The organism is Streptomyces cyaneochromogenes, assembly GCF_003963535.1.
GTDB lineage: Bacteria > Actinomycetota > Actinomycetes > Streptomycetales > Streptomycetaceae > Streptomyces > Streptomyces shaanxiensis.
In genome coordinates, this window is record NZ_CP034539.1 from 8,217,252 (window position 1) to 8,235,624 (window position 18,373).

The 18,373-nt window shown below is 71.0% G+C and carries 14 protein-coding genes and 1 pseudogene; all 15 read right to left on the reverse strand.

Features of this window, described 5'->3' with window-relative positions:
- Positions 1-2: 2 nt before the first annotated feature.
- The 15 genes and pseudogenes from asnB to EJ357_RS37200 all read right to left on the reverse strand — a co-directional run bounded on the left by asnB (position 3) and on the right by EJ357_RS37200 (position 18,351).
- Positions 3-1,937 carry an asparagine synthase (glutamine-hydrolyzing) gene (asnB, locus tag EJ357_RS37130; protein WP_126396045.1) on the reverse strand — a complete coding sequence of 645 codons (1,935 nt, stop codon included), beginning with the start codon at positions 1,935-1,937 and terminating at the stop codon, positions 3-5.
- Between the two features lie 3 nt (positions 1,938-1,940).
- Positions 1,941-3,479: a Wzz/FepE/Etk N-terminal domain-containing protein gene (locus EJ357_RS37135; protein WP_126396046.1), complete on the reverse strand. Its 1,539-nt coding sequence runs from the start codon at positions 3,477-3,479 to the stop codon at positions 1,941-1,943.
- A complete protein-coding gene (locus tag EJ357_RS37140) occupies positions 3,476-4,843 on the reverse strand; it encodes a Wzz/FepE/Etk N-terminal domain-containing protein (protein ID WP_126396047.1) in 1,368 nt (455 codons plus the stop codon). Before EJ357_RS37140 ends, EJ357_RS37135 begins: the two co-directional genes overlap by 4 nt.
- Positions 4,840-6,138, reverse strand: a complete 1,299-nt coding sequence (locus EJ357_RS37145; RefSeq protein ID WP_126396048.1) for a glycosyltransferase family 4 protein — start codon at positions 6,136-6,138, stop codon at positions 4,840-4,842. Before EJ357_RS37145 ends, EJ357_RS37140 begins: the two co-directional genes overlap by 4 nt.
- Positions 6,095-7,420, reverse strand: a complete 1,326-nt coding sequence (locus tag EJ357_RS37150; RefSeq protein WP_126396049.1) for a nucleotide sugar dehydrogenase — start codon at positions 7,418-7,420, stop codon at positions 6,095-6,097. The genes EJ357_RS37145 and EJ357_RS37150 overlap by 44 nt, the downstream gene beginning before the upstream one ends.
- A 73-nt stretch (positions 7,421-7,493) precedes the next feature.
- Positions 7,494-8,972 (reverse strand): sugar transferase, encoded by a 1,479-nt coding sequence (locus EJ357_RS37155; protein WP_126396050.1) that lies wholly within the window; start codon positions 8,970-8,972, stop codon positions 7,494-7,496.
- 791 nt (positions 8,973-9,763) lie between these two features.
- Positions 9,764-11,683, reverse strand: coding sequence for an ABC transporter ATP-binding protein (locus tag EJ357_RS37160; RefSeq protein WP_126396051.1), 1,920 nt, complete (start codon positions 11,681-11,683; stop codon positions 9,764-9,766).
- Positions 11,680-12,117 carry a lasso peptide biosynthesis B2 protein gene (locus EJ357_RS37165; RefSeq protein WP_126396052.1) on the reverse strand — a complete coding sequence of 146 codons (438 nt, stop codon included), beginning with the start codon at positions 12,115-12,117 and terminating at the stop codon, positions 11,680-11,682. The genes EJ357_RS37160 and EJ357_RS37165 overlap by 4 nt, the downstream gene beginning before the upstream one ends.
- Positions 12,114-12,368: a lasso peptide biosynthesis PqqD family chaperone gene (locus EJ357_RS37170; RefSeq protein ID WP_126396053.1), complete on the reverse strand. Its 255-nt coding sequence runs from the start codon at positions 12,366-12,368 to the stop codon at positions 12,114-12,116. Before EJ357_RS37170 ends, EJ357_RS37165 begins: the two co-directional genes overlap by 4 nt.
- An 88-nt stretch (positions 12,369-12,456) precedes the next feature.
- Positions 12,457-14,307 (reverse strand): lasso peptide isopeptide bond-forming cyclase, encoded by a 1,851-nt coding sequence (locus EJ357_RS37175; RefSeq protein ID WP_126396054.1) that lies wholly within the window; start codon positions 14,305-14,307, stop codon positions 12,457-12,459.
- Between the two features lie 26 nt (positions 14,308-14,333).
- Positions 14,334-14,444 carry a keywimysin-related RiPP gene (locus tag EJ357_RS37180; protein WP_126396055.1) on the reverse strand — a complete coding sequence of 37 codons (111 nt, stop codon included), beginning with the start codon at positions 14,442-14,444 and terminating at the stop codon, positions 14,334-14,336.
- A gap of 382 nt (positions 14,445-14,826) precedes the next feature.
- Positions 14,827-14,954: pseudogene (locus EJ357_RS50825) on the reverse strand (CorA family divalent cation transporter); the annotation flags it as partial.
- A 65-nt stretch (positions 14,955-15,019) separates the two neighbouring features.
- Complete coding sequence (locus EJ357_RS37190; protein ID WP_228472726.1) at positions 15,020-15,241, reverse strand: hypothetical protein; 222 nt, start codon at positions 15,239-15,241, stop codon at positions 15,020-15,022.
- A 451-nt stretch (positions 15,242-15,692) separates the two neighbouring features.
- Positions 15,693-17,387, reverse strand: coding sequence for an IclR family transcriptional regulator domain-containing protein (locus tag EJ357_RS37195; protein WP_126396056.1), 1,695 nt, complete (start codon positions 17,385-17,387; stop codon positions 15,693-15,695).
- Between the two features lie 187 nt (positions 17,388-17,574).
- Entirely contained in the window at positions 17,575-18,351 is a 777-nt protein-coding gene (locus tag EJ357_RS37200; protein WP_126396057.1) for an IclR family transcriptional regulator, read from the reverse strand.
- Positions 18,352-18,373: the final 22 nt, after the last annotated feature.

Genomic DNA, 18,373 nt, shown 5'->3' on the forward strand with positions numbered 1-18,373 from the left:
TCCTAAGCCGTTGACCGAGTGCGCTGGCCGGACCCGGAGGTCGCGTCGCGATACCAGTACTCGAGGGTCAGCACATGCCACAGATGCTTGGAGAAGTCCCGCTGCCCGGCGGCGTCCTCGGCGACCATCCGCGCCAGCGCGTCGCGCCGCAGGAGCCCGGAGCTGACGAGCACACCGTCGTTGACCACCTCGCGCACCAGCGGTGCCAGATCCCGGCTCATCCAGGCGCGCAGCGGGGCGCTGAACAGGCCCTTGGGCCGGTAGACGATCTCCCGGGGCAGGATCGAGGTGGCCGCCTCCTTCAGGACCGCCTTGCCCTGCCGTCCGACGATCTTGCGATCACCGGGCACGGCGAACGCCGCCTTGACCACCTCGACGTCCACGTACGGCACCCGCACCTCGGTCGAGGCGGCCATGCTGGAGCGGTCCGTGTAGGTGAGGTTCAGACCCGGCAGGAACATCCGGGCGTCGCCCAGGCACATGCGGTTGACGAAGTCGTCGAGGTCGTTGTCCCGGTAGATGTCGGCATGCTCGGTCAGCACGTCGTCGACCGTGCCGGCCAGGTCCGGATCGACCAGGGCGAGCAGCTCGTCCTGGTCGTACATGGTGTAGCTGCGCCGGAACGCGGTCTCCTCCGGCAGATCGGCGAAGGAGAGGAACCGCTTCGCGAACCGCACCGACCGGTACCCCCGGCGGGCCGTGGCGACCGGCAGCCGGTCCACCGCCGCGGACAGGCCGCGCCGCAGGGGCCGTGGGACGCGCTGGTAGCGCAGCGCGAGCAGGTTGGCCAGGTGCTTGCGGTACCCGGCGAAGAGCTCGTCGGCACCCATCCCCGAGAGCATCACCTTGACCCCGGCCTCCCGGGCGGCCGAGCAGATCAGGAACGTGTTGATCGCGGCGGGGTCGCCGATCGGCTCGTCCAGGTGGTACGTCATCTGCGGCAGCAGGTCGAGCACGTTCGGGGCGATCTCGATCTCGTGCAGGTCGACGCCGAACCGCCCGGCCACCTGCCGGGCGTAGCGCAGGTCGTCCGGCATCGCCTCGAACTTCGCGTCCTCGGCCCGGAACCCGATCGTGTAGGCGGAGATCCCGGGCTGGTGACGGGCCGCCAGCGCGGTCAGGTAGCTGGAGTCGAGACCGCCGGAGAGGAAGGTCGCCACGGGTACGTCCGAGAGCATGTGCTGCCGGGTCGACTCCTCGACGATGGCGGCCAGGTCCGGCCGCTCGCCGCTGCGGGCCCGCTCCCGGCCTTCGGCGGCGACGTCCTTCAGATGCCAGTACCGGCCGCGCTCCACCCGGCCGTCGGGCCGGATCCGCAGCCAGCTCCCCGGCGGCAGCTTCTCCGCCTCGCGGAACGCGCACCGCGAGTCCGGCACCCAGTAGTAAAGGAGCGAGGCCACCAGCGCCGCCTGGTCCACCTCCAGCGACCCACCGGTGGCGGTGGCGAGCGCCTTGAGCTCGGAGGCGAACACCAGGCCCTCGCCGCGCCGGAGCAGGAACAGCGGCTTGATGCCCAACTGGTCGCGGGCCAGCACCAGTTCACCGGTCCGCTCGTCGAAGATCCCGAACGCGAACATGCCGCGCAGCCGCGGCAGGCAGTCCGTGCCCCAGCGCCGCCACGCTTCAAGGAGCACTTCGGTGTCGGAAGTACCGCGGAAGCGCACCCCGGCGGCCGCCAACTCGGCTCGCAGCTCGGGCGCGTTGTACAGCTCGCCGTTGTACGTCAGGACGAGGCCGTCCGAGGCCATCGGCTGGGCGCCGGTCTCGGACAGGTCGATGATGGCCAGCCGACGGTGCCCGAGGTGCACTTCGCCGTCACCGGCGGGGTGGCTGTACCGGCCGGCCCCGTCCGGACCGCGGTGGGCGAGGGTGTCGGTGAGCCGGTCGGTCACGACCTTCCCGTCCGGCCATAAGTAGGTGCCTGCAATGCCACACACGTCTTACCGCGCCTCCTGGTCGCTGTCGGGGATTCGTACGGCCCACGACGGCTGCTCCGCCTTCGGCCGGCCCGCAGCCGTGGCGGTCCCGTTCTGCCGGGTCGGCCGCTCGCTCCGGCCGCGCAGCGCGGTGTGCGGCCCGTCCCACAGCGTGCCGTCGGTCCGGTCACGCGGATCGGGGTCGATCAGCACCACACCGATCACCGGGATGCGCTGGTCCGCGAGCTGCCGCGCCACGGTGTGCAGCCATGCGGCGTTGCCGTGTCCGGCACGCACGACGAGCACGGTCCGGGTGCCGAGGTACTGCAGGTCGGTCCACGCCGTGCCGGGCGCCACCGAGCCGACGCCGATCCGGCGCTCCTGATGCGACATGTCCGCGGCACGCTCGCCGCTGACCACGGTCGGGTCTGCGGGCTTCGGGCGGCGGCCTGCGAGCTGCAGACGGGGCAGGCCGTCGATGATGACCACCGGCCCGTCCGCCGTCAGTGCCCGGGCGAGGTCCAGGGCGATCACACTCGCGCTGCGCGCACAGCCCAGTTCCAGCAGCGACAGCCCTTCCGCGGAGCCGCGCACGGTGCGGGCCAGGGACGTGGTGAGCCGTTCGCGTGCCGCCCGGGTCCGTCGGCGCTGCCACAGCCCGGCCGGCCGACGGGGCGTGCGGCGCAGCTCGGCGATGACTGAGGCGCCCAGGTTCGCCGCGATCTCCCGGCGCAGCACGGGGCGGTCCGCCACCACCGAGCCGACGGCGGCCAGCGCGAGCCCGAGAACGAGCCCGAGGACGAGCCCGATCGCGGCGTTGGTGGCAGCGGCCCTGGGCAGGGAGTGCCGCACCGCGCGCGGAGCGTCCACGATCTGTGTGCCGGCGACGAGCCGGGGTGTGCCCGTGCGCGCCTCTGCCGCGCGCTGGTCGAAATCGCTGATCCGCGAGGTGAGTTCGGCCCGGCGGGCGAAGAGCGACTCGAGGTTCGCCGAGCTCTCCGGGCCGCTCTGCGGCGCCCCGTCCTCGATCGCCCTGTTGACCTCGGCGAGTTCGTCCCGCATGCGGTCACGCTGGTCGAGCAGGGTCTTGGCCTCGGCGTCCGCGGCTTCCCGTATCCGCCGCACATGGTCCGCGACGAACGCGTCGGCCAGCGCCTTGGCCCGGGCCACCGCTTCCGCGTCGCTGGCACCTGTCGCATTGATCTGCAGCAGGTTGTTGGTCAAGCCGGTCCCCCCGTAGTCCTCCATGAAGTCCTCAGGTTTTTCCCGGGACTTGAGGGACCGCAGGGCCTTGTCGGCGATCCGCGTGGTCTGCAGCAGCGCGACATCGGTGCGGATCAGCGTTCCGGGGTCGTTCGGCTGGTCCTCCTGATGCGCCACCAGCACCTTGGTCACCGCGGTGGGCGGCGGGGGCATCAGGACCGCCAGCGCCGCGCCGACGAGCAGCCCCAGCAGCGCCATGGAACACCACAGGCGGCGGCGCCTGCGCACCGCGACCACCAGTGCCTGCAGATCGATCAGCGGAGCGGCGGCCGACGACTGCGACGTCGTACTCGTCGTCACCCTGAACCTCCCCTCGCGTCGACGCCGACCGCGATCGGCGGCGCGGCGCCCTCCGGAAGCCGGCCGGCGGACCGCGTCGGACGGGCCCGGACCGAGCCGGCGACGACAGCGCCGACGACCTCATGCCCCGCGTCCGCACACGCCTCGGCGATGCCGGCGAGCTCCTCCGCGGTCCAGCTGCCCGCGCTGAGCGCTACCAGGACACCGGACTCGTTGTCGCGGTCCGGCACCATCGGCTGGGACACCGAAACACCCACGACCCGCAGCAGCGGATCTCTCTCGGCCTCGACGGCGAGCTGCCCCGCGGCCCGGCGGGCGATCTCGTCGCCGTCGGGGACGACGACCAGCAGTCGCCGGGGGGCAGGCAGTTGGTCCCGAAGGCGGGCGCACACCCGCCGGTAGCGGATCTGCCTGCCGGCCTCGTCGCCGGAGAACTGCGGGGTCGGTATGTCCCATCGGATGTCGACGCCCAGCAGCCGGCGGATCCGGGCCGCCCGCGGGTCACGGTCTTCCGGCCGGTGCGCGGTCCGTTCATCGAGTACGTCGACGGTACCCAGCAGCGCCGAGCCCAGTGCCGCGGCGATCTCCGGTTCGGTGCGCAGTCGGCGGCTCACCCGCGCGGCGGCGAGATGACCGACGACCGCGACCAGGAAGAACAGCAGCGCCCCGGCGACGATGAGCTGCGTCCTCGTCGGCGGTGCCTCGCCGGTCGGCCGCGCCGCCGGGCCCATCACGACCATGTTGGCCTCGTTGGTAGCCGGGTCGGCCTGCTCCAGCTTGTCCATGGCCTCCTGCAGGGTGGTGCGCAGCTTCGCGAGCTCGGCGCGGCCCTGCACGCTCTCCACGGTCCGCCCCGGATCGGCCGCCTCCGCGAGGTCGGTGATACGGCGGCTGGTCTCCTCCACCCTCTTGCGCAGCGCCTCGGGCGCCTCCGCTTCGGGGTCGGTGCCGTCGCCCGCGATCCGCGCGGCGAATGCGACGAACTCCTTGGCCACCTGGTCGGAGAGCTGCTGCGCGCGCTTCGGGGTGTCGGCGGTACCCGAGATCTTGATGATGTTCCCGTCGGCGGCCTCGGCGCTCACCCGGTCCCGCAGCTCGCTGCCGCCGACCCCGGTCCAGCCGAGCGTGGCGGCCGCGCGGTCGACCACCACAGAACTGGTCGCGACCTCCGCCTGGGTCAGCAGCTCGCGTTCCTCCCACGCCCCTGGCAGCAGTACCGATGCCGACGTCGTGTAACGCGGGGGGAACAGCAAAGAGGTGCCGTAGCCGACGAGCGCACCCACCAGAGCGAGGATGGTGAGCAGCCGTCGGCGCCGACGGATAATCCGGCCGATCGTGACCAGCCGTATCGTGTCATCGCTCAACGACGCGGCCTCTTCCCTGCCCGTTTCGGGTCGCCCGCCGACACCGCGGCGCGGTCACGGCAGGCGGCGGCGTAGGCGGCGAGCAGCGCAGCCTGCGAGTTCCGCCAGGAGAGCGGCCCGCTGATCCGCTCCTGGCCGATCTTGCCCATCCGGGCCCGCTCCTCCGGATCGTCCAGCAACAGCGCGACGAGCCGGGCGAATTCGGCCTCGTCGTTGGCGGGCGCGTAGACGGCGGCGTCACCGGCGGAGACCCGCGCCTCCCGCAGGTCGAACGAGACGATCGGCCGGCCCATCACCATGTACTCCAGGACCTTGTTCATGGTCGACACGTCGTTGAGCGGATTGCGCGGGTCGGGGGAGAGGCACACGTCCGCGGTGGACAGGTAGCGCACCAGGTCGGCGTCCGGGATGCGCCCGGTGAACTGCACCCGGTCCGCGAGCCCGAGCCGCCGGGACAGCTCCACCATCGCGTCGAACGCGTCGCCGGCGCCGACGAACACCGCATGCCAGTCGGTCCGCCCGAGTTCGTCGCGCAGCTTCGCCAGGGCCCGCAAGGCGTAGTCGACACCGTCCTGCGGTCCCATGACGCCGAGGTAGCACAGCAGATGAGGCTTGCCGCGCTTCAACTCCGGCTCGGGCGGCACCGGATGGAAGCGGTCGATGTCGGGCGCGCTGCGTACGACGAAGACGTCCTCCGGCCGAAGACCGCCCCGGTGCAGTGCGACGTCCCGGTAGCTCTCGTTCGTGGCGAGCACGACGTCCGCGGCCCGGTAGGTCCGCCGCTCCAGCGCGCACACGGCCCGGTAGAGCAGATCCTTGCCCCGGCCGAACCGGGAGAGATACAGCTCGGGCACCAGGTCGTGCTGGTCGAACACGAACCGCGCGCCGCGCCGCTTCATCCACAGCGCGGGCAGGAACAGCAGGTCGGGCGGATTGCAGGCGTGGACCACGTCGACCGGGCCGACCTTGCGGGCCAGCCGGACCGTGTGCCACAACGCCGAACCGTACTCCCGCAGGTAGCCGCGCGGCCCTCCGGTGGCCGCGCGCAACGGGTAGCGGTGGATCCGCACCCCGTCGATCACCGCCTCCGACTCCGTGTCCCGCTTCTCCCCCCGGGGACAGATGACGTGCACCTCCCAGCCCGCGTCGCGCAGCGTCGTGCACTCCTGCCACACCCGCCGGTCGAACGGCACCGACAGGTTCTCCACCAGAATCAGCGCGCGACGGGCAGGCCCGTCGCCGCCGGCTGTCTCACCAAGCAAGGCCCACGTACCCCGGTTCGGCCCGGCGCGCATCGGCGTCGGGAAGGTGGATGAGGTCGACGATCACCGGGCCGTCGCCGTGCGGCAGCGCCGACAGGACGGCCGGATCCCTGGTCCCGACCAGGCACACCTCGGCGTGCTCGAGCACCTCGTCGACGGAGTCCGCGAGCAGTTGCGCGAGGTGTGGCAGCCGGGTCTCGATGTACTCGCGGTTCGCGCCCATCAGCCGGGAGAGGCTCACGTTGGCGTCGTGGATCCGCAGGTCGTACCCCTTGCCGAAGAGCCTCTCCGCCAGCTCGACGAGCGGGCTCTCGCGCAGGTCGTCGGTGCCGGGTTTGAAGGACAGCCCGAACATTCCCACCCGGCGCTTGCCGGTGCGCTCGACCAGCTCCACCGCGCGCTGCAGATGGTCGGAGTTGGAGGGCAGCACGTGGGAGAGGATGGGCACCGAGACGTCGGCCCGCTGTGCCGCGTGGACCAGGCTGCGCAGGTCCTTGGGCAGGCAGGAGCCACCGAAGGCGAAGCCGGGCCGCAGATAGGCGGGGCTGATGTTCAGCTTGCGGTCGGCCAGGAACACGTCCATCACCTGGTGCGAGTCCACCCCGAGCGCCTGGCACACCGCGCCCAGCTCGTTCGCGAAGCCGATCTTGAGGCCGTGGAACGCGTTGTCCGCGTACTTGATCGCCTCGGCCGTCGGGATCGGCACCCGGAACACCTCGCCGGGCAGGCCCTCGTAGAGCGCCGCCACCACATCGCCGCTTGCCGCGTCGAGTTCGCCGATGACGGTCTTGGGCGGGTCGAAGAAGTCCCGCACGCTCGTGCCCTCGCGCAGGAACTCCGGATTGACCGCGACCCCGATGTCCACCCCGGCCGTGCCGCCGACGGACTTCTCCAGGATCGGCACCAGCAGGTTCAGACAGGTGCCCGGGAGCATGGTGCTGCGGAACACGACGGTGTGCCGGCCCCCCTGCGCGGCCTTCTCGGCCAGCGCGGCGCCGATCTGCTCGGTGACCCGCTCCAAGTACGTGGTGCACAGACTGCCGTTGGGCTCCGACGGCGTGCCCACGCATATCAGCGACACCTCGCTGCCCATGACCGCCTCGCGGACGTCCCCGGTGGCGCGTAACGCTCCGGTCCGCACGACGTCGGCGATGAGCTCGCCGATCCGCTCCTCGACCACCGGGGCCAAGCCGCCGTTGACCAGGTCGACCTTCACCTGGTTCACGTCCACCCCGATGACTTCGTGACCCAGGCTCGCCAGGCACGCGGCCGACACGCAGCCCACGTAACCGAGCCCGAAAACGCTGACTCTCATGACCCGTTCCTCCCCCCAGGCAGACCCTTGCGGCCTGCCGTCCGCGCGCCGACCCGACGGCGCCCCCCGCACATCAGTAGGCCCCCTGCCCGTAGAGCACCGCACGCAGCGTCTTCCACAAGATCACTGTGTCCAGGGCGAGCGACCAGTCCTCCACGTACCGCAGGTCCAGCCGGACCGCCTCCTCCCACGACAGGTCGCTGCGTCCGCTGATCTGCCACAGGCCGGTGAGTCCGGGCTTGACCAGCAGCCGCCGCCGGATGTCCGGGCCGTACGCGGCAGACTCCTCCGGTAACGGAGGCCGCGGGCCGACGAGCGACATCGATCCGGTGAGTACGTTGAAAAGCTGCGGGAGTTCGTCGATCGAGTACCGGCGCAGCACTGCTCCCACCCGGGTCACCCGCGGATCCCGGCGGAGCTTGAACAGCAGCCCTGCGCCCTCGTTGCGGTCGGCCAGCTCAGCACGTGCCCCGTGAGCACCGGCGACCATGGTGCGGAACTTGAGAATGGTGAACTCGCGGCCGCCCTTGCCGACCCTGCGCTGGCGGTAGAACACCCCGCCCCGACTGTCCATCAGCACGAGCAGCCCCACGAGCACCATCAGGGGCGCGAACAGCATCAGCAGGATCGCCGCGCCCATCCGGTCGACGACCGCCTTGACCGCCCGGCGGCCCCCGGTGAAGGTCGGCATGCTGACCCGCAGCAGCGGGATCCCGAGCACCGCGTCGATGTGCAGCCGAGGGCCGGCCACCTCCATCAGTACGGGGGCCACGACCATCTCGGTGTCGCTGCCTTCGAGGTTCCAGGCCAGCCGCTGCAGCCGGTCCGGCGACCAGTGCGCGTCCGGGGTGACCGCGACGACACGGTAGCCGTCGTGGCGGACGTGCTTGGCGACGTCCGTCAGTCGGCCGACGACCCGCACTCCCTCCAGTTTGTCCCCGTCGACGCCGCGACCGTCCGTCGTGCACACCCCGTCCACCCGCCAGCCGAGGTGCGGGAACTTGCGGGTCCGGATGATCAGGTCGCGCACGGTGGCCGGGCTACCGGCAGCGAGCACCGGTCTCAAGCACCGTCCTTCCTTGCGCTGTTTGTGCAGCCAGAGGCGGAGCAGATACCGCTCGGTCATGGTGACCAGCGCGATCGCGGGAATCGCGACGAAGATCCAGAGCTTGATGTTGCGCGAAGTGAGGGCGATCCCGCCGAGCGCCAGCACGACGGTCGCCGCGAACAGTGAGCGTCCGAGCCGACGGAATTCCTCGGCGCCCTGGCCGAGAACGGCCGGAGCCCACGCCCGGCCCACCGCAAGAGCCCCCAGCACCAGCAGCTCGGTGCAGAAGGCGAGAATCACCCACTTCTCATGCCAGTTGGCCGCGTCCCGGGCCCCGAAGAAGTTGCCGATCGCCGCCACCACGGTGGCGGTGGCCACGGTGTCGCTGATGATCACGGTACGGCGGTACCGCTGCTCCCAGTCGATCGCGGGCCGGCTGATCGCCCCGTTCGCCAGATGCCCGCGCTCCGACGGAAACGGGCTGACTAATCCCCCTTGCCGCACAGAACCCCCCAGGTTCCCAGTGGTTCGACGTGTTCGCCCAACCCTGTTTCTCCCGACAGGAGGCCCCCGCCCCCCGCGCCGCGCTGTTCCTCCCCGTGGGATGCCCCCGCCTCCCCGCGTATGGCGTCCCGGCTACTTCAGACCTACTGGACACCCCACCCTGGCGGCAGCACGAACATGGCCGGCCAGGCCCTCGAGGTGCGTGGGAACCCGTCGAAACCCCGGATGCTCCCCGCATCCAAGGCCCCTCCCGGGCCAAGAATTGATCACCCCCACGTCTGGCGCCGGGGGTGCGACTGCTGGCTTTCCGTAGCGCCGGACCTATAGATCATTAATGGTCGCCTCGTGATCGAACAGCTGAAGCACGGTCAATCTAGAGCATCGGGGCCAGTGTGTAGAGAGGGTGTGTGTAATTTGTGCTTAACCTTTGAGAATTGATCCATCGATCGGCCACCACCCAGGGGCGCAATGTCGCCACCACCCGCTCCAACAGCCCGCCCGACCCCGGGCACGGCCCGGTAGAACCGGTGTCACACGGCGGGGGAGGGGGTGAGGGCTGCCGCTTCGGCGCATGGGTCCGGCTGGTCCGCCGAGGCCGACGGGCAAGGCGACTACGGTGTTTTGAGGACATGTAAGGGCAGGCACGCGCGTTACGCGTCCTGCCCTTGGCCGACGGTGCGAGCAGTACCGCCGTGTCGTCGGCGACCTGTCCGAAAACATCGGCGAACGGATCTACGTCGAGGTCGTCGACAATGCGACGGGCGGCTGGGGCCGAGGGACAGGGCCGGACTTCAACCGGTCGCCCCCGCGCCGTCGCCGCTTGCGGTGACCCCGCCCGGACGGAGCATCTGGCTCGCGGCCAGCTCGCGATAGAGGGCGCTGCCGGTCAGCAGTTCCTCGTGGCGGCCGGCGGCGGTGGTGCGGCCGTCGTGCAGCACCACGATGTGGTCGGCGTGCTGCACGGTCGACAGGCGGTGCGCGATGACCAGCAGGGCGCATTCCTGGGCGACGTCCTTCATGACGCCGATGAGCGCCGATTCATTGATCGCGTCGAGGTGGGAGGTGGGCTCGTCCAGCAGGAGCAGCGAGGGGCGCGCCAGCAACGCGCGGGCGACGGCGACACGTTGGCGTTCGCCACCGGAGAGGGTGCTGCCGTGTTCGCCGACGACGGTGTCCAGACCGCCGGGCAACCGGGCGACGACCTCTTCGAGCCGGGCCAGTTCCATGACGCGCCGGATCTCCGCTTCCGTGGCGTCGGGCACGGCGTAGGCGATGTTGTCGCGCAGGGTGCCGTGGACGACGTGGGCGTTCTGGTCGACGACGGCGATGCGTCGGCGGCAGGCGTCACGGGTGAGTTCGGTGGCGGGCCGCCCGTCGAAGAGCACGGTGCCGGCGTCCGGCTCGTAGAACCTCGCCACCAGGGCGAACACGGTGCTCTTGCCAGCTCCCGACCGGCCCACCAGTGCCACGTGCTGACGGTGCGCCACGGTGAACGAAACGCCGCGCAGGACCGGCCGTTCGGGGTCGTAGCCGAAGCGGACGTCGCGCAGGGCGAGGGCGGCCTGCTCAGGGGTGGGCTGATCAGAGGCGGACTGTTCGGGGGTGGCGGACGGCCTTGCCGGCTGCGGCGTGTGTGCGTGAACTCCCGGCACCAGCGGTGCACTCGGCTCCACCGGCAGGCCGAGCGCCTCCTCGATGCGCCGGTAGGCGCCCATCCCGCGTTGGATGAGGCCCACGGCACGGAACACGGAGGACAGCGGCAGGACGAGGTACGAGGCGTACAGCAGGAAGGCGACCAGGTCGCCGAGGGAGCCGGCGTGGCCGTTGACGCGCAGACCGCCCACCACCAGGACGATGAGGAAGGAGCCCTGCACGGCGAGTTCCACGGCGGGGCTCATGACCGAGGCGAGCTTCGCGGTGCGTACCCCCGCGCCGTAGGCAGCCTCGACACGTGCGCCGATACCCGCCGCCTCGCGCTCCTCGGCACGATGCACGCGGACCATCGGCAGGGCGTCGAGGGCGCGTGCGAGGTCGGCGGCGATGGCACCGACCGAGTCCTGCATACGTTCGGAAGCGCATCGGATTCCCGTGAGCAGCGAGGCGACGACCACGGACGCCGCGGCCACGGTGCCGGCGACCAGGAGCAGCAGCAGAGGGTCGAGCCACGCCATGAGGACGATCGCCCCGGCGGCGACAAGGCTTCCCGTCACCAGATCGACGAGGGCCTGCGACACGACCTCCCGGAGCACGGTGGTGTCGGTGGTCACCCGGGAGATGAGGTCGCCGCCCCGGTGACGGCCGTACTCCCTCATCTCCAGCCGGAGCAGCCGCCCCACCAGCCCGTGCCGGAGCTGTCGTACGACGCCTTCGCCCATCCGCTCCAGAAGGAAGCGCCCCACGGATCCCGTCGCCGCCTCTGCGACGAACAGCGCCCCGAGGAGCGCCAGCAGCGGCCAGATGACCTGCCCGCGGCCGCTCGCGTCCACGACGTGCTTGGCCACGAGCGGCTGGGCCAGTCCCAGGGCGGAGGCCACGAGGGTCAGCACGGTGGCGACGGCGATGGCACCCCGGTGCCCGGCGGTGAGCCGGTACATCGTGGCCACCGCCGCCCGGGTGGACCTGTCACCGTCGGCGACCGCGGCTCGGCCGTCGTGCGGTTCGGTGGGGCCGGTCGGATGAGTCGTGCCGTGGGGATCGGTCGTGGCGGTCATCGGTCCGACGGTCGGGACAGCGCGCCGACGGTCACCAGCGGGGTGAAGTAGCCCTCCGGCACACCCTCGCCGACGGGCCGGCCTTCGGCCTCGATCCAGGCGTGCGCGGTGAAGGGCGGTACGACGCGTACGCCGGTGCACCAGGTCGGCCAGGTCCCGCCGAGCCGGCACAGCAACGCGGCCCCCAGCGAGCGCGGCAGGCACCCCTTCGGTCCGGCGCAGCGCAGGCTGGCCGCGCACATGGCGTCGCGGGCGGCCTGGGCCTGCGCGGTGGTGGCGGGTGCGGCACCGCGCCGCAGGACGCCGAGGACGGTGCGGATGTGACGGGGCGGCAGGAGGGCGAGGGCGACGGCGGGCAACAGGACGAGGTGGGCGGCCAGGCGTCGGGCCAGGGGCACACCGGTGGGCCGCTCCAGCGCGCTGGGTGTCGTCATGAGGCGAGCCCCGACCTGCGCAGCTCCCCCACGAGCGTCTCGACATCCTGCAACGCCTGCGCCTGGTCGATGTCGAACTCCCGGACCAGGGCGGCGGCCGCCTCCGACTCCTCGCCGCCGGCGAGCAGCGTCCGCACCACCAAGGTGGCGGTCGGATTCAACTCCCAGTATTCGCCGGCGCGTTCGTCCAGCAGCACCGTGCCGTAGTCGGTCTCGGCCGTGGAGACGTTGTCACCGAACCGCAGGGGCATATGAGGGCCTTTCTGACGTGCCTGACGTGCCTGACGTGGCTGACGTGTGTGACGTGTCTGACGTCTTCTGACGAGGGGACGTGGTTGGTCAGGGTTGTGGGACTCGGGCGGGACCGCGGGCCGTTCCCCGCAGCCACACCTCGGCGGCGATCGTGGAGTAGAGGATGGCGTCGGACAGCCCCTTGGAGGCGGGCCGCCGGGCCAGGCGGCGCAACTCGGCGCCGTCGACCAGGCCCAGTGCCGCCAGCCGCGAGTCCTCCCACAGGGCCAACAGGTCGGCGCGGTGTTCGCGCAGTCCGTTGGAGGCGTCCATGGAGGCCGCGGCCTTGTTGGTCCGCCGCAGGCAGGCATCGGGCACGATCCCGCGCATCGCGGCGCCCAGGACGGGCTTGTACCGCCAGGGCGTGACGCGCTCGCTCGGACGTACGGCGAGGCACGCCTCGATGACGCGATCGTCGAGGAAGGGAGAGGCCATGGGCAGGCCGACGCGGGCGGCCATCCGATCCCACTGCCGGATGATGCGGGTGCACGAGCGGATCTGCTCCAGGTCGCTGTGCAGACCACGGTCCGGATGCAGGGGCGAGGCGGTCGCCGCGGCGTCGAGCAGGGCCTGGCGGGCGAGCCGTTCGGCCTCGGGGGTCACCCAGTCGAACAGGCGCGGAGCCATGCCCCAGCCGAGCCCCGTCGCGACGGTCGCGGGCGACGGGCACCGCAGATGGTCGGCGGTGTCGGCGAGCCACTTCCGGTACGGCCGGCAGTCGGAGAGCGCGCGGACCGTGCCGCCGAGCGGCCACTGCCACAGCGCCCGGAATCCCCGCAATTGACGCAGCGCGAACAGCGGCTGGGTGCGCAGCAGTCGGTGGTAGTACGCCTCGGAGCACCATGCCACGTGGTCTCCGCCGATGCCGGTCAGATGCAGTCGGCTGCCGCGCTCGGCGAGGCCGGGCAGATGGTGCAGGACCCGGGAGCGGTCCATGACGCCGATGGTGGGCTCGTCGAGGAGGTCGTCGATGTCGAGCAGATCCTCGTAGACCAGCGGCGAGTCGTCGGCGTCCCAGACCACGTGCTCGACCTCGGGGAGGTGCTCGATCGCCCGCTCGGCCCAGTGCAGGTCGGTGTCCGCCGGATCGCGTCCCGGCCAGGTACTGGCCACCACACGGGCGGGGGAGCGGTCGGCGAGGAAGCAGACGGAGGTCGAGTCCAGGCCGCCGGACAGGTCGCAGCTGACGACGCCGCCCTGTCGGGTACGCGCGTCGACGGCCTCCTGAAGCGCCGTCCGGATCAGGGGCGCCGCCTCGGCGAGCGGCCGGACCGGCTCTGGCGGCGTCCACCACCGGGTGTGCCGTACGGTGCGCCCGTCGGCGGACACGACCAGGGCGTCCTGCGGAGGAACGGCGGTGACCGCACGCCACAGGGACGTCTCGAACAGCGGATACGGGGCGGGCCACAGCAGCCTTACGGCCAACTCCTCGACGTCGGGGTCGAGTCCCAGGGCGGCGGCGAGCGTGTCGGCACGGGTGGCGGCCACTCGTACGCCGTCGATCTCCGCGTGGAAGACCAGTCGCAGTCCGGAGGCCGTGCCCTGGACCCTGATCCGTCCGTCGAGAGCGCCGACGAGGTGGAAACTGCCGGGCAGGGACCGGGCCAGAGCGTCGAGCTCCGCGAGATCACGCAACCGTGCCGCCCGGCGCCGCAGTTCGTCGGCGTCGACGGGACAGCAGCCGACGACGGCAAGGGCCGCGGTGCCGGCGTTCGCCGTGACGACCTCGTCGTCGTGCCAGTGGCCGATCAGCCAGGGCCGTCCCGACGCATGCGTGAGGCTCCGGCTTCCGGGGCGGGCGAAGGAGCGGGCCACGGCGGCCGCGTCCGCACGGTCGGTGAAGACCGTGAAGTGCGCGTCGCCGGGGCCCGTCCCCGCACTTTCGTGCAGTTCAGTCATGACGTCGGGTCAAGGACCGCCGGCCGTCAGTTCTTGCTCAGGATCAGACGGTCGTTGCCGTGGCGCCCGAGGAGCCCCGTCTCCTTCCGGAACGTACCGAGCCGGACGAGCGTCGGCGACTCATATGCCTTCTTCATGACCACTCCTCACATGCGGGTCCCGACCACCTCCCTGACGGCCTCAGGGTTCATCGGGAACCCGGGCCAGGAAGTGGGCGTGGCATTCAGCTAGCTGCAGAACGTGAGCCCATGGCAAGAGCGTTTACGAAGCTCAGATAATATGGAAACTTCCATTTCATGGGGTTGTGCGCCCCCCGCCTTGTGGTTGCTTTTGGCGCTGCGTTCGTTCTGAACCCGTGTATGCGCTCATTGAAAGAAACGTTTTGATGTGTGCCGTAGCAGCGGCCTGCCACGTGTCCCGGGCGCGTTCGGCGACGACCACAGGCGGCGCCGCCAGGCGCACTCCCAGCCCGTGGACATGCGCCGTTTCCTGGAGGAGTCGGGCCCGGCCTGGTTCGGTCTACAGCCAGTCCCGCCGCTTGAAATCACGTACAGGCTGATGCAGACCACGCCCATCAAGCCGACGGCGAACGGGTATCCGAAGCTCCAACTCGGCCTAGGCATGTGCTTGAAGTTCATGCCGTAAATGGCGCTCCCCGGAGGGGCGGCCGCTCCGGGCCCTGGAGCTGTCCTGTAGTCCACGAGGCTGAGGGTCATGCTGTGTCAGGGTCGGTGCCGATCGCACCGGCCGAGCGAAGCGAACGCCCGAGGTCCCCGGTGAGGATTCGGGGATGTCGTCGCCACCACCACAGATCGGGGCCGGGCAGCCTGTGGAACTGGCCGAGTGCTTGGCCGTCGTCGTCGACGGTCACGGCCTTGTACCGTTCGTCCAGAGCTTTGATCTGCGGGGTCCAGAGCGGGCGGGAGGCTCTCATGCCGATTCCGTCCGGGCGACCGAGATATGTCCCGCCGGACCGCATTGCGGCGGGAGGAAACCGATCTGGTGCGCAGAGGTCGCCCCGAGCCTGCCGTTGGAGGGCAGAGTCCTGCTGGTGAACGCGCGGGAGCCTCACAGGGGTGGCTGGCGAGGGATCCGAGATCCGATGAAATACAGGTCCTGGGCGGGGTCGGCCTGTGCCAGGTCGCGGTGCACCTGTCCTACGTGACCACGGACGGCACGCGCTGATCAACCGTCGCCTGTACCTGGGCGAGGACTGGGCCGGTGACGACGAGCGTCGCGAGGTGACCAGGCCATGGTGCCCGTCAGCCCGCGTGAACTCCTCGCCCTGCTCCGGGTCTTCGTCCTTTACCGGCCCGCCAGGACGCCCGATCCCGCGCACGCGCTCAGCCGTCACCTGACAGGACAGGAACCTCACTCCTCACCAACTACAGCTGCCATGTCGGAACTCGAACGAATTGCCCAGTTATGTGCACGTCGGCCTCGATGTGAGCAGCCGTGGCCCGCAGTTCCGGCAAGATGGTCGTGACGCACTCCGCGGCGGGGCGGCGACCGCTGTGCATGGTGACGTTGATCGCCGCCATGAGGCCGCCGTCGCGGTCATGTACCGGTACGGCGATCGAGCGAAGCCCTTCTTCCAGTTCCTCATCGACCAGGGCATAACCGTCCTCACGGACTCGGTCGAGAATCAGCTCGAGGTCGGTGGGCCGGGTGACCGTGCGAGCGGTCAGCGCCCCCATCCGCACGCGCGCCAGCCGGGCAGTGCGCTCCTCGGCCGGCAGCCCCGCCAACAGCACCCGGCCCGTGGAGGTCGCATAGGCGGGCACGCGCGCGCCCACGGCGATATCAGCGTCCATGATGCGTCCCGCGGCGATCGAGGCCGCGCACTGGACATCGTCACCGGCGAGCACTGCCAGGGACGTCGAGTCCTCCACCTTGCGGGTGAGGGCGGCGAGGTGGGGGTGCGCGATCCGGGTGAGTGTCGTCTTGGACAGCGGCGGGAAACCGAGGGCGAGGACGCGTGGAGTGAGCCGGAAGACCCGCCCGTGCCGCGTGACGTGACCGAGGTGTCCCAGGGTTATCAGGGCACGGCGAGCCGTGGCGCGGGACAGCCCCGTGGCTTCGGCGACCTCGGTGAGGGTCAGCTCCGCACGGCCCTCACCGAACGCGGTGACCACGGTCAGGCCGCGGGCCAGGGATTCGATGAACTCCCCGCCCAGTTCCTGTTTGGACGCGCTCGTCCAGGTGGCGAGCCCGACGGCAGTGCTCTTGCTCGGCGGCTCCGGAGGCGGAGCGTCGGCCAACTTCCGCTCCATGACGGTCACGGCAGTACGGAGCCTGGGGAGAAGGGCGTCGCGCAGCGAGTCCGCGCTGTGCCGACTGGTATGGCTCACGACGCTCGCCACACAGGCGATCCGGCCGTCGGGGGCGCGAACCGGAACGGCTGCGGCGACGAGCCCCGGCTCGATCAACTGGTCGTCCATCGCCCAGCCATGGGCGCGCGCCCGTTCCACCCGTTCTTCGAAGTCTGTCGTGGCGGTACGGTGCGATCGAGGGGGGACCGCCGGGAAGCCGAGGTCCTCGGGGTCGGCGTCCTGCCGCTTGTGCCACCGCGCCCAGTCGTCCGTGCTCCACTCGGTTGCCAGCAGCGGGCCTGGCGCGGTGCGTTCGGCGGGCAGCAGGTCGCCGATGCGGAAGCTCAGCGACAGGGCGCGGCGGCGGATCGCTTGGTGGATGAAGCGGATGCCGTCACCGTCCGCCACCGCGAGGGACACCGACTCGTCGAGTTCCTCAGCGAGGGTATCGGCGTGCGCACTCAGCAGCGCGGGAAGGCGCAGGGCGGCCAGGTATGCGTTCCCCAGCTCCATCAGGCGGGGGGCAAGGACGGCGTTGCTGCCGTCCATCCGCATGTACCCCATGCGAGCGAGAGTTCCGGTGACCCGGTCGATGGTGGCGCGGGCCAGGCCGGTGGCCCGTCCCAGATCGCTGAGGCCGGCCGTCCCTCCGGCGTCGGTGAGCTCGCGCAGCACGGCGATACCCCGGATGAGAGGGGCCACGGCTTCCTCGGGTGGCGCGGGAGCCGCCATGGGGTCGGTAGACGTCAGGGCGTGGGGCGATGTCATGGGCTCTCCGCGGCGACTGTCTCAGCACTGCAGTGAATGATGCCTGGTGGGGGCAGAGAGCCGACAGGTCTGGGTGGCCGTGACGAGCCCACGGCAACGCCCGTCGCGCGGGGCGGTGTGTTCCGGCCGGTCGCCAAGGCCGGTGCTGCTCCGTGCTGCCGTCGCGGGGGCACGGCATCAGGACCGGCTAGCCGGGGACCTTCAGCTCGGCCTCGATGTCGGCGGCGGTGGCCAGGAGCGGCGGCAGCAGATCGTGGCGTATCGAGTCCGGCGTTCGCCGGCTGACGTGGGTGGAGAGGTTGATGCCTGCCACCACCCGTCGTGCTTCGTTCCGGATGGGTACGCCGATCGATATCAGGCCCTGTTCCAGTTCCTGGTCCACCAGACACCAGCCCTGTGCCCGCACGTGTTCCAGTTCGGCGGCGAGTGCCTCCCTTGAGGTGATGGTGCGGGGGGTGAGCGGCTTGAGGGAGGCGGTGTCCAGGTAGTGCCGCAGCCGGGGCTCGTCGAGGTGGGCGAGCAGGACCCGGCCGAGGGAGGTGGCATGGGCGGGGAAGCGGGTCCCGATGCTGATGGAGACCGTCATGATCCGCCGGGTGGGTACCCGGCTGACGTACACCACGTCTTCGTCGTCGAGCACCGCCACCGACGAGGACTCGTGGACCTCGGCGACCAGTTGCTCCAGGTGGGGCTGGGCGATCTCCGCCAGGGACATGCTGGACAGGTAGGCGTAGCCCAGTTCCAGGACCCGGGGCGTGAGGCGGAAGTGGCGGCCGTCGGTGGCCACGTACCCCAGGTCGGCGAAGGTGAGCAGGAAGCGCCGTGCGGTGGCACGGCTCGTGCCGGTGATCCTGGCGACCTCCGAGAGGGTCATTTCGGGTGTGTCGGCGGTGAACGCACGGATGACGGCCAGCCCTCGTTCGAGGGACTGCACGAAGTACCGCCCGGGTTCGTTGTCGTCCATGTGCTACGGCCCTTGTGTCGGA

What these genes read in the sequence shown, in the direction of transcription:
- EJ357_RS37145 (WP_126396048.1), bottom strand. Translation starts at nt 6,138, where the DNA reads ATGCGCGCCGGGCCGAACCGGGGTACGTGGGCCTTGCTTGGTGAGACA.
- EJ357_RS37150 (WP_126396049.1), bottom strand. Translation starts at nt 7,420, where the DNA reads ATGAGAGTCAGCGTTTTCGGGCTCGGTTACGTGGGCTGCGTGTCGGCC.
- EJ357_RS37160 (WP_126396051.1), bottom strand. Translation starts at nt 11,683, where the DNA reads ATGACCGCCACGACCGATCCCCACGGCACGACTCATCCGACCGGCCCC.
- EJ357_RS37165 (WP_126396052.1), bottom strand. Translation starts at nt 12,117, where the DNA reads ATGACGACACCCAGCGCGCTGGAGCGGCCCACCGGTGTGCCCCTGGCC.
- EJ357_RS37170 (WP_126396053.1), bottom strand. Translation starts at nt 12,368, where the DNA reads ATGCCCCTGCGGTTCGGTGACAACGTCTCCACGGCCGAGACCGACTAC.
- EJ357_RS37175 (WP_126396054.1), bottom strand. Translation starts at nt 14,307, where the DNA reads ATGACTGAACTGCACGAAAGTGCGGGGACGGGCCCCGGCGACGCGCAC.
- EJ357_RS37180 (WP_126396055.1), bottom strand. Translation starts at nt 14,444, where the DNA reads ATGAAGAAGGCATATGAGTCGCCGACGCTCGTCCGGCTCGGTACGTTC.
- EJ357_RS37190 (WP_228472726.1), bottom strand. Translation starts at nt 15,241, where the DNA reads ATGAGAGCCTCCCGCCCGCTCTGGACCCCGCAGATCAAAGCTCTGGAC.
- EJ357_RS37195 (WP_126396056.1), bottom strand. Translation starts at nt 17,387, where the DNA reads ATGACATCGCCCCACGCCCTGACGTCTACCGACCCCATGGCGGCTCCC.
- EJ357_RS37200 (WP_126396057.1), bottom strand. Translation starts at nt 18,351, where the DNA reads ATGGACGACAACGAACCCGGGCGGTACTTCGTGCAGTCCCTCGAACGA.